Below are 12,696 nucleotides of genomic sequence, written 5' to 3'. Positions count from 1 at the left end.
GCCGGTAGCGGGCCCCCGGGACACTGGCTGTCACCCGAGCCGCGTTGCAGAAATCCCAGCGCCCTGTAGTGCGACGTCTCACACGCGAAGCTACGCTCAGAGCCCTGTCGACTTGTTGAAGTCATACAAAGGGTGGCGGTGAGATGTGCTCATACGGGATCGTCCGTCATGGTGACATCGCGCTGCCATCCGGCGTCGCCCCATTTCCCGTAGCCGAGCAGGAGGTGCTGGCCGACCCGGAGTCCGGGCCGCGCCTGGTTCTTCCAACTCATCGTGACCATCGGCTTGTCCCGCTCCTCTACCCCGACGGTCGCGCCCTCGAACGGCTTTCCCTTCGCAGTGAACGCACGCAGCATCCCGGCCAGTTCGTCGGCGTCCTTGTGCGAGCCGCTCAGGGCGCACAGCTTCGAGACGGGCTTGCCGTCGGTGCCCATCCGGGTGCCGACGGCCGCCAGCAACGCCCTGCTGTTGCGCGCGTATTTACGGTCGAAGTTCGCCGTGAAGACGGTGCCGAGGCAGTTGGCCACGGCGACGTACGACGGGTCGTCGGCCAGGGTCTTGCCCTTGGGCGCACTCATCGAGCGGTAGACGACGCTGTCCGTGAGCCGGTCGAGCCCTGCCCCCATGGAGGAGGAGGCGGCGATCGCCTTCTTGTCGAAGCGGCCCGTGAGGTAATTTCCGTCGGTCTCGTACGAGACCACGGTGTCGGGCCTGGGCCCCCTGAACAGACCGTCACGCGGCACCGCACCCGCGGCCACATCCGCCCGCCGCGCGCGGCCGTCCCGACGGAGGTCTTCAGGTGCCGTCCGATCTGCCGAAGCGGACGCGGCCGACGACACCATCGCCCGCGCGGACGCGCCCGCGTGCCCTCACGCCGGGGCGACCCGGTGGATCGCCAGCGCGTCCACGCGGTGCATCCTCGCGTCGGAGGGCGCGCACACCAGACGGCCTACTGCCGGGGAACGGCCGGGCAGCGGTTCCTGGCCGCGCAGCTCGGCCTCGACGAACAGGCGGAGCCGTTCGGCACACCTGCGATAGAACCGCAGCTGGGTGCGGCGGCCGAACAGGCGCCACCCGAGGAAGGTGATCCGGTCCAGGGTCGGGGCACCCTGCGAATGGCACGAGACGACGAACAGCACCTCGCCGGTGTCCTGCCGCTTCACCAACTCGTAGGTGGCCCGGCCGCGTTCCAAGTGGCCCTCCAGGGTCTCGTACGCCCATCCCCAGACGCGGTCGGTCCCGTCGCGCATCTCGTCGACCACCTGGGTGACGCGCACACCGCAGTAGAAGTGCATGCCGTGGAACCGAGCCTGCAGCAGCATGTCCCGGCCGAGCAGGGGTGCGGCGGGGTCGTAGAGCGCGCGCACGATCTCCGGCGGCGAGAACTCGTAGTCGCGGACCAGGCGGCAGGCCCGTTCCCATGAGCCTCCCGGCTCCGGCGGGCCCGGTCGCTCCGCCGGCAGCGCGGTGCGGTGGACGTCGATGTTCCAGGACGGCCGGCGTACCTCGTCGAGCGAGTAGTTGACGCGCGCGTCCGCGAGGTCCCGCCACACCTGTACGGCGTCGAGCCGTCCGAAGACCCAGTTGCCCAAGGAGTTCACTCGGAACCGTCGAGCGAGTCGCCGATCAGCCACAGCGTCGGCGGCCACAGACCCACGAAGAGCGCGCGCCGCTCGGCGTTCCCCCGTTGCTCCTGGTCGACGGTCTTCGCGCGCACCCACAACGTCACGCACAGGCCGACGGAGGCGAGCGAGACCAGGTGCAGATGAGTACTCCGCACACCTGCACCGCGCAGAAGCCGGACCACCATGGGAACCTCCGGGGTCGCTTGCTTGTGTCGCGAAATCTTTCAGGAGGGTGCACCTTTTACCAGGGTATACACCTAATAATGACGTTTCGCAGGGATCTAAGGGGCCGGGATGACGCCTCCACGCTGTCCACGGACACTGGCCGTCCTCGGGCGGTGGCTTCTGGGCACAGGGCTGGTCTCGTGGCGCTACCTGTGGGAGACGACGCCCCTGCACCGGGGCGGCGAGTGCCGCGGAGACGAGACGGACCTCCCACCGCCGCTGCCTCCCGCAGCGCTCGACAGTCGGGTGCAAAGGGCGCAGGACGGGTGCGGCCCCCTGTTCCACCGCCTCTTCCGCGTGCGCATCACCGAAGCCGACATCGGTCCGGGCCGGCTCATCGAATGGGTCTGCCGTGATTTCAAGCGCTTCGTGCCCTCCGAGGTGGTCGACATCCACACCGGTGAGCTTCGTGACCAGGGTCTGGACGTGGGGGACGAGCTGCTGGTGGAGATGCCGGGGCCCTGGAACGGCCCCGTCAAGGTCGTCCACCGTGACGTCGACTGCCTGCACCTGGTGACCCTGCGCGGTCACATGGAGGCCGGTCAGGTGCATTTCCGCGCGCGGGAGGAGGACGGCCTGCTGGTGTTCGAGATCGAGCTCTGGGCGTGCCCCGGCAGCCGCCTGGTGCACCTTCTGTACTCGCACCTGCGCCTGGCGAAGGAGATCCAGCTCAACATGTGGGTCCGGTTCTGCCTGGCCGCCGCCGCGATGTCGGGAGGCCGGCCGGCCGACGGTGTGCACATCCACACCCGCTGGCTGGAGTCGCCGGAAGGGACATCGGTACGCCCGCCCTCTCCGGCCGGTAAGGACTCTTCGGGCGGCGCGCCGGCCCAGGAGGCACCGCCGGCGGGCCGGCTGGGTCAGCCGGGCGCGAGCGGGGACCACCGGCGGAGGGACAGCACGTGAGGGCCGGCCCGCTCCAGGACCGGACCGTCGTGATCACCGGAGCCGCACGCGGGCTGGGAGCGGCGCTGGCGCACGTACTGGCTCGGCGCGGGGCGCGCCTGGCACTCCTCGGTCATGAGGGGCCCGAACTGGATGCGTTGGCGGCCTCCCTGCCCACACCGGCACTGGCCGTCGAAGTCGACATCACCGACGACTCGGCTCTGGACGATGCGGCGGGCGAGGTCCGCGACCACCTCGGCCGGCCGTCGGTGGTCGTGGCGAACGCGGGAATCGCCGAGGGAGGCCCCTTCGCGATGTCGGACCCCGCCTCATGGCGCCGTGTCATCGACGTGAACCTGACGGGCAGTGCGCAGACGGCGCGGGTGTTCCTGCCCGATCTGAAGGCGACGGCGGGTTACTTCCTCCAGGTCGCGTCCCTCGCGTCACTCGGAGCCACTCCGATGATGAGCGCCTACTGTGCCTCCAAAGCGGGTGTGGAAGCCTTCGCCCACGCCCTGCAGGCCGAGGTGGCGCACGAGGGGATCGTGGTGGGCGTCGCCTATCCCGCCTGGGCGGACACCGACATGATCCGCGAAGCCGAGGGCTTCGCCGCCCTGCGCCAGCTGCGCGTGCACATGCCCCCCGGCGTCCGGGACATCCGTCCGGCAGAGGTGGTCGCCACCCGGCTGGCGCGCGCCGTCGAGCGCCGCAGCACCGCCGTCTACGTCCCGGCGTGGCTGCGTCTCGTCCAGCCCCTGCGCTGGGCCCTGCCGCCCGTGGTCCTACGGCTGGCCCGGCACGAACTGCCCCGCTGGGACGCCGGACGGCCACTGCGAACCACGGGCAGCCTGGGCACCGGCGGACGGGCCGACCGTGCCGCGGCCGCACCGGACGGCGACCGACGGGGCTGATCCCCCGCCCACAGCACCGAACGGGAGCGGAAGCGTGCTGCGGCGGCGCCGGTCCCGCGTCGCGGAGCCGGTCGAAAACCCCCACGCTGTTAAGAGCGGGAAGCGCAGTCACGGAAACTCCGGAGAGGACGGGTCGTGCATGGGAGGCGCCGCGGCGGAAGCGGCGGCTCACGTGCCGTAGCGACGGGTACGGGCATCGCGTGCCGCACCGTCCGGAGTTGTCCGTTCGCGCAGGGGAATCCACAGCAACCGAAGGAGTGTGCGAATGAACACCCCTCCCCGTTCCGGCGCGCTCCGGCACCGCCCCGCCGGACGCGGCCGCGACGTGAAGCTGCTCGGCATCTATCTCAACGACCACCTCGCCGTCGACACCCTCGGCGCCGAACGCGCCGCCCGTCTGGCACGCGCCTCCCGGGGCTCCGCACTCGGCCGCGCGCTCGGGCCCGTCGCCGCGGAGATCGCCCAGGACCGGACAGCGCTGCTGGGCATAATGCGGGATCTCAGTGTTCCCGTTCGCCACTACAAGGTGTGTGCCGGCTGGGCCGGCGAGAAGATGGGACGGCTCAAGCCCAACGGCCGGCTGGTACGCCCCTCCCCACTGGGCACCGTGCTGGATCTGGAGGCGCTGCGGCTGGCGGTCGAGGGCAAGGCGGCCGTCTGGCAGACCCTGCGCCGGCTCAGCGCCACGGACAGGCGACTGGACCGTGCGCGCATCGAGACGCTGCTCCAGCGTGCCCGGCGGCAGCAGGACACCATCGAGGAGTGGCGTCTGCGCCAGGCCGAGGAAACGCTGGGCTCTACGGCCGGCTGACCCGCGCTCAGCGGTGTTCCGCCGGGTTCTGCCCCTGCCGGCCGGCAGGGGCGGCCGCCGGCGGCGCGAGCGCCGGCCCGCACGTCGGGACATCAGGAGCCAGGACGTCGTCCACGGTGCGCCGGGCCTTGTCGACCGCCTGGCCGTCGCCGAGTCGCAGGGCGGTGTCGACGGCGAAGATCCGCCGCGGTCTCGGGCCGTCCGCGCTAGGGGCCGGCCCGGACGCCGGGCGGGGTCCGGGGCGGCGAGGCCGTTCAGTCGGGCGTCCGTCCCCGGGCGGTCAGGGGTTCCCAGGACACGTTGGCCGTAGGAAACCGCCCGTCGCCGCCCGTTCCATGAGCGCCACGGCAGGCCGCGGATCTGGTCGCCGGCCAGGACCAGCCGGGGGTGGGGGGCGGACGGTGGGCGGTCGCGGTAGCCGCCCACCGGGGGCAGGGGGCAGTCCTCGTGCCACTCGTGGCGGGCTGTTGAGAACCGTGGCGGTGTGGGTCGCTGGGGAGACGCGGTGGAGCTGGCCGGGGAGGCGCATTGCTCGACGTCCCGGGCGGCTCCGGGCGGTACGGCGTCGGCGTGCAGTTCGACGACCGATCCTCCGGTGCGCGCGCTCCAGCAGCGGCCTGGGCCTCGTAGCGTCCCAGCACGCTGACGTTGTCGAGGCCGCCGAAGCCACTGGTGCCGAGGAAGCCGGGCCGGTCGGGGGCGACGGGCCGGTCCAGCCACCCGTCGGCTCAGGAAGGGCGGGCGGGGCGCAGCCGTCCGATCCGTTCGCGCCAGGACGCGTCGCCCAGGTGTCCGCAGCGTTCGACCAGCGTGCGCAGGCCGCGCTGTCCCGGGCGAGGACGACCTCGCCGTAGGGCTCGCCCGGCGAGCGCGGTGGATCCGTCGCTCGTCCTGCTGCATCGGCACACGCTCTCGCCGGCATGTGTGCGGTCATCGCGCGGTTGTGGTGAGAGTACCCGCGATGAGCGTGGTGAGCAGGTCCTGCAGGGTGGGTTCGAAATCCATGCGCAGGACCGCGAGGGAGGGATCGGCCTCGTAGGCGGTGAGCATGGCTTCGGAGGGGCGTGCGTGCGTCCATATCGCGCCGATCACCAGGACGGCTTGCGCGACGAGTTGCTCGGTGTGTCCTCGCAGTTCGGGCAGGTGATGGTCGGCGAGAGCGGCGAGGGCGGCGACATTGGCCAGTGCGGCGCGCTTGTAGCGGGCGGCCACGTCTGCCGAGACGTTGTGTTCCAGGACGCCTGCCTGGGCGCTGAGCAGGTCGCACAGCACCGGGTGCCGCGCCAGGGAGTGGGTCAGGGTGGCGGCGAAGGCCCGGCCGCGCTGGAGTACTGCTGCGTCCGGTGCGACGGTGGCGTCGAGCAGTTCGGGCAGCTCGGCTGTCCATTGCCGCCAGTCGCGGTCCAGCAGTTCCAGCAGGATCGCCTCGCGTGATTCGAAGTAGCGCAGCACGTTGGACTTCGCCAGGCCTACACGTCGGCTCAGCTCGTTGAGGCTGACCGAGTTCACCGGCATCTCACTGCACATCGCCGCCGCGGTGTCGAGGATCGCCCGTCGGCGGGCCTCGCGTTGCTCCTCGTTGCGCGCCCGCTGGAAGTTGGTCATGCCTCCATGTTACGGACCGGCGGTCCGTTGACAACGGACCATCGGTCTCTTAATCTGGCCGCACAAGAATATCGGACCGGCGGTCTCATATTCGGGTGGTCACCCACATCCGTCCTCCGGGACACCGGCGTGCGGTCTCCTCCTCGCGCCTGCCGTTCATCCCGCGGGCCCGAGTACCGGACAGAGCCTCGGCGGACCTCCGGCCCCTCACCCCGCCCACTCATCGAAAGGCCACACCATGGCGACCTCCTTCCAGGTCGGCAGCTTCACCGTCACCGCGCTCAGCGACGGAGAAAGCCACCTGCCCCCGCTGTTCTACCCGGGCCTGGACTTCGACGCCCATCCCGGCCTGCTGCACCCGGACGGCACTCACCACATCCCCACGGGCTGCTTCCTGATCCAGGGCAAGGGCCTCACCGTGCTGGTCGACGCCGGCACCGGACCGAGCGCCATCGCCTTCCCCGAAACACTGGCGGCCGCCGCCGGCCTGGATGCCGCGCCGCCGTCCATCGCGACCGGCGGGGCGCTTCCCGAGGCACTGGCAGCGGCCGGGGTGACACCCCAGGACGTATCCACGGTCTTCCTCACCCACCTGCACGCCGACCACGTCGGCTGGGTGGCTCCGGGCGGAAATCCGTTCTTCCCGAAGGCCGAGGTCGTCTACGGCGCCGCCGACTGGGACGCTCTCATCGCACCCGCGCCGGCCGAGGACCCCGCCCGGATCGTGATGGAGGGTGCCAGTGCCGCCGGCGTCCTGCGCCCTGTCGACGCCCCCGTGGTGGAAATCGGTCCCGGCGTCACCGCCCACCACACCCCCGGTCACACCCCCGGCCATTACATCGTGCGGATCAGCGACGGGGGCCAGGAGGCATACCTCCTCGGTGACGCCGTCCACCACCCGCTCCAGTTGAACGACCCCCGCATCTCCTTCCTCTCCGACGCAGATGCCGAAGGCGCTCTGAAGAGCCGTGAAGAGCTCCTCGCCCGGCTCACCGGCAGCGACGCCGTCATAGGCATGGATCACTTCCCTGAGCTGCACTTCCAACGCATCACCCTGGGCGCGAAGGGGCGGGCCTGGACCGACGCCTGAATGCTCGCTCGCCGACAGCGCGTCTCTCCTCGCCGAAGGCGACGGGCACTGGACGACATCCTGGCGGCGCTCCACGGCGCCGCCACCGCAGGCGCTCGGATCACCCCGGTGTCCGCCGCTGTCCGCTCGCATGATTCCCCAGCCAGCCCCGAACCAGTCCGCACCCATGACCAGTCGGGCGCTCACCGAGTAGGCGCAGGACTCCAGCGAGCACTGGTCCGGCCGGCGAACGCCGCGGTCCGCCTGCCGCGCCGCGGTCATGCGGGCGGTGCGCCGGCGTACCGCGGCCAGGTCGACGCCCTCGCGGGCGGCGACGGCCTCAGCGGTGTCGGCTCCGGCGTCTCCGGCATCGGGCATGAGGCGGTCCACCGCGCTCGACGGCGCTGGTGGCCAGGATCCGACCGCCGACGACGGCAACGCCCCCCGGTGGGGGGCCCTCGTCCGCTGACGTTGCCGTCAAGTACCGCCGTCAGACAGCCGAGAGGCCCCTTCGGGGTCATGTCACCGAGCCCGGCCTCCGCGGTGTCGGCTCGTAGGCGGCCTCGGCGGCGATGTCCCGGAGGCACCGCGCCGCGGTGAGGAGTTCCCGGTGGGTGGTGTAGAGCGCGTTGACACCGAAGCGCAGCAGATCGGGGGCGCGCATGTCCGCGATCACGCCGTGGTCGGCGAGCGCTCGTGTCAGGGCGTGGGCGTCGGGGTGCCGCAGCGAGACCTGGCTGCCGCGGCGGTCGGGGTCGGAGGGGGTGACGGAGGTGAAGCCCAAGGGAATGAGCAGTTCGTCGGCGCAGCGCAGGAAGAACCCGGTCAGGGACAGGCTCTTGGCGCGGACCTCGGCGAGGTCCACGCCGTCGTAGGCGGTCAGGGCCGCCTCAAGGGCGAGCAGGGACAGGATCGGGGGAGTGCCGATACGGGCCCGGGCGATGCCGGGGGCGGGTGCGTAGTCCCGGCCCAGCCCGAAGGGGTCGGCGTGCCCGGTCCAGCCCGGCACCGGGGTGCGCAGGTCCCGGTGATGGCGGCGTGCCACGTACAGGTAGGCCGGGGCACCCGGGCCTCCGCAGAGGAACTTGTAGCCGCAGCCGACGGCGAGATCGACATCGAGGGCGTCGAGTTCGACCGGCAGGGCCCCGGCCGCGTGGCACAAGTCCCACAGGACCAGCGCGCCGGCGCGGTGCGCGTCCTGAGTCACGTCCCGCATGTCGTACAGCTCCCCGGTGCGGAAGTCCACGGGCGAGTAGCTGACGACGGCCACCCGGTCCCCCTCCGTCGCGAGGAAGCCGGGCAGGTCGGCCGGCGACACCCGCCGCACCTCCAGGCCGCGGCGTTCGGCGACGGCGGCGGCCACATAGCGGTCCGTAGGGAAGTGGTCGGGGTCGGTGACCAGCAGGGAGCGGCCCGGTCGGAGCGAGGCGGCCGCGTCCAGGGCGGTATGGAGCTGCACGCTGGTGGAGTCACCCGCCACCGTCTGGCCCGGCGCGGCCCCGATGAGCGCGCCGATGGCGTCGCCCACCCGCAACGGCGCCTCCCACCAGCCGTTGCCGTTCCAGGAGCCGATCAGGTCGGTGCCCCACTGCCGGGTCACGACGTCGGTGAGGACCGGCGGGACGGCGGCGGGCAGCGGGCCCAGGGAGTTGCCGTCGAGATAGACGACGTCCGGGGGGAGCAGGAAGCGGTCGCGCAGGTGAGCCAGCGGATCCTCGGCGTCGAGGCGCGCGGCGACCTCGGTCAGGTCGGTCGTCGGCATGGTGGTCATCGGTGCGCGGGCTCCTCGTGTGCCGGCCCGGGGCGCTGGGCGGGGAAGGAGGCCGCCATCTCCCGGAGGGTGTCGGCGACGGCACGGGCGCCGGGCGCGCCCGGTTCGATGAGGGTGTAGTGGCCGGTGCCGGGCAGGACGACCGTGGTGAGGTCGCGGTGGACGGCCGCGTAGTCGGTGAACTGGGTGAGGGGGACCTCCTCGTCGGCGGCGCCGTGCAGCAGCACGGTGGGCACCCCGGTCGTGCCGGCGTCGCGCAGCAGGGTCAGGGGGTCGACCTCGGCCATGCGCTCCTCGAAGTGCTCCGCCCCGCCCAGGAGTTGCAGAGCGGCGCCGTTGCTGAGGTCGTCGCGACGGGTGGCGGCGAGGTCGGTGAGGGGGGCTAGGGCGAGCACGCCGGTCGGCAGGGTGCGCGTGTGCCAGCGCGAGCCGGCCGGCAGCAGGCCGCGGGCGGCGCACCACAGGGCCAGGTGTCCGCCCGAACAGTGGCCCGCCAAGACGTACGGCCGCCCCTGCGGAAGGGTGTCGACGATCCGGGCGACGTCGTCGAAGGTCTCCGGATAGCCGCCGGCGCCCCCGGAGCGACGGAAGCCGGGCAGCAGGACGTCGAAGCCCTGTTCGGCGAGGTAGGCGGCGAAGGGGGTCAGGTGCATGCGGTCGTAGCGCCAGTAGCCACCGTGCAGCAGGATCACCAGCGGGGCGCCGGGGGTGTCCGAAGGCCAGGCGTCGTAGACCTGGTGGGGATGGTCGCCGTAGCGGCCGTGCACCGGTGCCAGGACCGGCTTCAGGCTCAGTACCCGCTGCTCCTCCTCGGCCGCGAAGGCGGAGATGACCCTAGATGTCACCGCGCACCTCCCACAGCTCGGGGAAGACCGGGCGGGCCGCGCGCTGCTCCAGCCAGGCCAGTCCCGCGGAGCCCGCGCTGCCGGGCTTCGCACCCATGGCGCGGCGCACCACCAGGACGTGCTCGAAACGCCACCGGGTGACGAGCTCGGCGATGTCGGTGAGCAGTTCGCCCAGTGCCAGGTGCGGGTGGTGCTGTGGTCCGGCGTAGATCTCCCGCCACATCTCCACCACCCCGGGGTCGGAAGTGTAGGGACCGGTCATGTCCCGCTCGCGGACGTGCAGCGGTACGTGCAGGCCCTGGCGGTGCAGGAAGGCCAGCACCTCGTCGTAGAGGGACGGTTCACGGTAGGTCTCGCCGAGTGCCTCGTGGACGGCCGGGTCGCCCCGGTGCGCGTGCAGCAGCCCGGCGGACTTGTCACCGAGGAGGAACTCCATGTGCCGGTACATCGCCGACTGGAATCCCGACGCCTTGCCGAACGCGGCCCGGAAACCGTTGAACTGGCACGGCGTCAGCGCTGCGATGGGCGCCCAGGCGCCGTTGAGCGCCGTCAGGGCCCGGCGGCTGCGGACGAGGGCGTCCATGGCCGCGCGCAGATCGTCCTTCGCGAAGGCCACCCGTGCGGTGCGCCACTCGTGCACGATCAGGGTGAACCACAGCTCCATCACCTGGGTCGTGACGAGGAAACCCATCTCGTCCGGCGCGTCGGTGAGCGGGTGCTGCATGGAGTTGAGGACGGAGGCGTGCACATAGCTGTCGTAGGGGCTCGCGCCGGTGAAGGGCCGGGTCAGGACGTCGTCCATGACCGGCTCGGCGAGAGCGGTCGTGCGGTCGTTCATCGCATCTCCTGTGCTGCGGCTGTGAGGCGGTACGGCCGCGTGAGGGTGCCGCGGATGGTGGGGAAGGGCTTCAGGAACCGGTCGGCCGGAGCCGGAGGTGGGGGTCACACGCCGAGGTGGGCTCCGCCGGAGGCGTCGATCCACTGACCGGTCACCCAGCGGGCGTCGTCGCTCGCGACGAAGGAGACCACGTCGGCGATGTCCACGGGCTGGCCGAGCCGGCTGAAGACGGATGCCTCGGAGTACCTGCGGCGGATCTCCGGGACGGCGAGCGTGGGGTTGATCTCCGTCTCGGTGTAGCCGGGGGCGACGGCGTTGACGGTGATGCCCCGGGGCCCCAGCTCCTGGGCCAGGGCGAGGGTGAGGTAGTCCAGGGCGGCCTTGGTCATGGTGTACGAGACGATGGCGGGGAACGCGACGCGGGTGGCCACGGAGGAGATGTTGACGATCCGCCCGCCGTCCCGCAGCCGGTCGAGACCGCGCTGGACGATGAAGAACGGCGCCTTGGTGTTGATCGCGAACACCCGGTCGTAGTCGGCCTCGGTCACGTCGGCGATGCGGCGCGGGACGGTGATGCCCGCGTTGTTGACGAGGATGTCGAGACCGCCGTCCGCGCCCCGGTCGGCAAGGGCCCGGTCGAAGGCGGACCAGAGGGTGTCGGCGTCGCCGTGCACGCCGAGTTCGGCGTGCACGGCGACGGCGCGGCCTCCGTCGGCCTCGATCTCCTTGACGGTCCGCTCGGCGGCGCTCGCGTCGTGGCCGTAGTGCACGGCCACCAGTGCGCCGTCCTGGGCGAGGCGACGGCTGATGGCCCGGCCGATTCCCCTGCTGCCTCCGGTGACCAGGGCGGTCTTTCCCGCAAGGCGGGCGGTGGTGCTCAACGTGCGTCTCCTTCGGTGCGTGCTGACGGGTGCGGTGGTTGAGGGCGGGTGCCCGAGTCGAACGCCGGGGCGGGTGTCATGCGTCGAAGTCGATGACCACCTCGGCGGAGTCCGGTCGTGCCCGGCACACGAGCGTGTAGCCCTCGGCGCGGTCGCGGTCGTCCAGGGCGTGCTGGCGGTCGGCTCGTACCCGTCCGGACAGGACCTTGGCGCGGCAGCTGCCGCACACACCCTCGCGGCAGGCGTACGGCACGTCCGGGTGCGCGCGCAGCAGGGCGTCCAGGATCACGGTGTCCTGCGGCCCGACGGTGGTCCGCCGGCGGTGCCCGTCGAGCAGGGCGGTGACGCGGCTCGTCCCGGCGGTCGGGGCCGGCCGCCGGGCCGGTACGGTGCCGGCGGAGGGGGGAGTGGACCCGGAGGTGAACGACTCCCAGCGCACGAGCGCCGGATCGGCACCTCGGCCGTCCAGGAACCGCCGTACGGTGTCGATCATCCCCGGTGGTCCGCACAGGGAGAACGTGGTGTCCTCGGCGGGCCGGGCGCCGATGACGGTGAGCAGGCCGGACAGCTTGTCGGCGTCCATCCGTCCGCGGAACGGCCCGCCGGTGCCCTGCTCGTCGCGGGTGAGGACGTAAAGGACGGTGAAGCGGTCGAGGAACATGTCCTTGAGGACGGCCAGTTCGTCGGCGAGCAGGGCCTGCGCGGCGGTCGGGACGGAGTGGACGAGGGACACCCGGCAGGTGGCGTCCCGGCGCAGGGCGTCGGCGGCCAGCGCGGCCAGCGGGGTGATTCCGGAGCCGCCGGCGATCAGGACGTGGTGGGCGCCGGGCAGCTCCGGCAGAGCGAAGTGGCCCGCGGGGGCGGACAGTTCGAGTCGGTCGCCGGGTGCGAGGCGGCGGACGGCGTAGGCCCCGAAACCGTCCGGGGCACCGCGTTTGATCACCAGGCGGAGGGCCGAGGTGTCGTGCGGGGGCGGGCACAGGGAGTAGGCGCGGCGCAGTTCGCCGTCGGCGCGGCGGTGGCGTACGACGACGTGCCGGCCGGGCTGGTGGGCGAAGACCTCGCGCAGGCCGGCGGGCACCTCCAGGGTGACGGCCACGGCGTCCGCGGTCAGATGGCACACCTCGCTGACCGTGGCGGGGTGCCACCGGGTACGCGTGCCCCGGCGCACGTGCCGCTCGGCGGACGTCTCCTGCCGGGCGGGCGGTGGGGTGGCGGCGGTGTTCACGG

13 protein-coding genes and 1 pseudogene are annotated in these 12,696 nt (G+C 72.2%); 4 read left to right on the top strand and 10 right to left on the bottom strand.

Annotation, left to right across the window (positions count from 1 at the left end):
- Positions 1 to 149 precede the first annotated feature (149 nt).
- The 3 genes from C3492_RS09955 to C3492_RS09945 form a co-directional block, all read right to left on the bottom strand.
- On the bottom strand, positions 150 to 701 hold the full coding sequence (locus C3492_RS09955) for a hypothetical protein (RefSeq protein WP_146075664.1): 552 nt from the start codon (positions 699 to 701) through the stop codon (positions 150 to 152).
- A 168-nt stretch (positions 702 to 869) separates the two neighbouring features.
- Entirely contained in the window at positions 870 to 1,601 is a 732-nt protein-coding gene (locus C3492_RS09950) for a DUF1990 family protein (protein WP_103811365.1), read from the bottom strand.
- Positions 1,598 to 1,810, bottom strand: a complete 213-nt coding sequence (locus C3492_RS09945) for a hypothetical protein (protein ID WP_103811364.1) — start codon at positions 1,808 to 1,810, stop codon at positions 1,598 to 1,600. The genes C3492_RS09950 and C3492_RS09945 overlap by 4 nt, the downstream gene beginning before the upstream one ends.
- Before the next feature lie 337 nt (positions 1,811 to 2,147).
- Between C3492_RS09945 and C3492_RS09940 the strand changes: the two genes are divergently transcribed.
- From C3492_RS09940 to C3492_RS09930, 3 genes are all read left to right on the top strand, one after another.
- The gene (locus tag C3492_RS09940; protein WP_258055590.1) at positions 2,148 to 2,756 is read left to right on the top strand and encodes a DUF1990 domain-containing protein; all 609 of its coding nucleotides are present in this window, start codon (positions 2,148 to 2,150) and stop codon (positions 2,754 to 2,756) included.
- Positions 2,753 to 3,646: an SDR family oxidoreductase gene (locus C3492_RS09935; RefSeq protein ID WP_103811362.1), complete on the top strand. Its 894-nt coding sequence runs from the start codon at positions 2,753 to 2,755 to the stop codon at positions 3,644 to 3,646. Before C3492_RS09940 ends, C3492_RS09935 begins: the two co-directional genes overlap by 4 nt.
- 265 nt (positions 3,647 to 3,911) lie before the next feature.
- Positions 3,912 to 4,457, top strand: coding sequence for a hypothetical protein (locus C3492_RS09930; RefSeq protein ID WP_103811361.1), 546 nt, complete (start codon positions 3,912 to 3,914; stop codon positions 4,455 to 4,457).
- Between the two features lie 307 nt (positions 4,458 to 4,764).
- Here C3492_RS09930 and C3492_RS45535 read toward each other — a convergent pair.
- Positions 4,765 to 5,310 (bottom strand): annotated as a pseudogene (locus C3492_RS45535) (isorenieratene synthase); the annotation flags it as partial.
- A gap of 77 nt (positions 5,311 to 5,387) precedes the next feature.
- Positions 5,388 to 6,062, bottom strand: coding sequence for a TetR/AcrR family transcriptional regulator (locus tag C3492_RS09920; protein ID WP_103811360.1), 675 nt, complete (start codon positions 6,060 to 6,062; stop codon positions 5,388 to 5,390).
- A gap of 238 nt (positions 6,063 to 6,300) precedes the next feature.
- Here C3492_RS09920 and C3492_RS09915 point away from each other — a divergent pair, with 238 nt between their 5' ends.
- Complete coding sequence (locus C3492_RS09915) at positions 6,301 to 7,152, top strand: MBL fold metallo-hydrolase (protein ID WP_103811359.1); 852 nt, start codon at positions 6,301 to 6,303, stop codon at positions 7,150 to 7,152.
- A 496-nt stretch (positions 7,153 to 7,648) separates the two neighbouring features.
- Here the strand turns inward: C3492_RS09915 and kynU are convergent, their stop codons facing one another.
- The 5 genes from kynU to C3492_RS09890 all read right to left on the bottom strand — a co-directional run bounded on the left by kynU (position 7,649) and on the right by C3492_RS09890 (position 12,694).
- Positions 7,649 to 8,902 (bottom strand): kynureninase, encoded by a 1,254-nt coding sequence (gene kynU / locus C3492_RS09910; protein ID WP_103811358.1) that lies wholly within the window; start codon positions 8,900 to 8,902, stop codon positions 7,649 to 7,651.
- Positions 8,899 to 9,747: a S9 family peptidase gene (locus C3492_RS09905; protein ID WP_103811357.1), complete on the bottom strand. Its 849-nt coding sequence runs from the start codon at positions 9,745 to 9,747 to the stop codon at positions 8,899 to 8,901. The genes kynU and C3492_RS09905 overlap by 4 nt, the downstream gene beginning before the upstream one ends.
- Entirely contained in the window at positions 9,737 to 10,585 is an 849-nt protein-coding gene (locus C3492_RS09900; RefSeq protein ID WP_103811356.1) for a tryptophan 2,3-dioxygenase, read from the bottom strand. The genes C3492_RS09905 and C3492_RS09900 overlap by 11 nt, the downstream gene beginning before the upstream one ends.
- A gap of 104 nt (positions 10,586 to 10,689) precedes the next feature.
- On the bottom strand, positions 10,690 to 11,466 hold the full coding sequence (locus C3492_RS09895) for an SDR family oxidoreductase (RefSeq protein ID WP_103811355.1): 777 nt from the start codon (positions 11,464 to 11,466) through the stop codon (positions 10,690 to 10,692).
- Between the two features lie 76 nt (positions 11,467 to 11,542).
- A complete protein-coding gene (locus tag C3492_RS09890) occupies positions 11,543 to 12,694 on the bottom strand; it encodes a 2Fe-2S iron-sulfur cluster-binding protein (RefSeq protein WP_103811554.1) in 1,152 nt (383 codons plus the stop codon).
- Between the last annotated feature and the right edge of the window lie 2 nt (positions 12,695 to 12,696).

This window comes from Streptomyces sp. Ru62 (assembly GCF_002920615.1).
Classification (GTDB): Bacteria; Actinomycetota; Actinomycetes; order Streptomycetales; family Streptomycetaceae; genus Streptomyces.
The sequence above is the reverse complement of the archived record's forward strand: the minus strand, read 5'-3'. Positions and strand labels throughout refer to the sequence as shown.

Coding starts and splice junctions, on each gene's coding strand:
- C3492_RS09945 (WP_103811364.1), bottom strand. CDS start 1,810: ATGGTGGTCCGGCTTCTGCGCGGTGCAGGTGTGCGGAGTACTCATCTG.
- C3492_RS09930 (WP_103811361.1), top strand. CDS start 3,912: ATGAACACCCCTCCCCGTTCCGGCGCGCTCCGGCACCGCCCCGCCGGA.
- C3492_RS09920 (WP_103811360.1), bottom strand. CDS start 6,062: ATGACCAACTTCCAGCGGGCGCGCAACGAGGAGCAACGCGAGGCCCGC.
- C3492_RS09915 (WP_103811359.1), top strand. CDS start 6,301: ATGGCGACCTCCTTCCAGGTCGGCAGCTTCACCGTCACCGCGCTCAGC.
- kynU (WP_103811358.1), bottom strand. CDS start 8,902: ATGACCACCATGCCGACGACCGACCTGACCGAGGTCGCCGCGCGCCTC.
- C3492_RS09900 (WP_103811356.1), bottom strand. CDS start 10,585: ATGAACGACCGCACGACCGCTCTCGCCGAGCCGGTCATGGACGACGTC.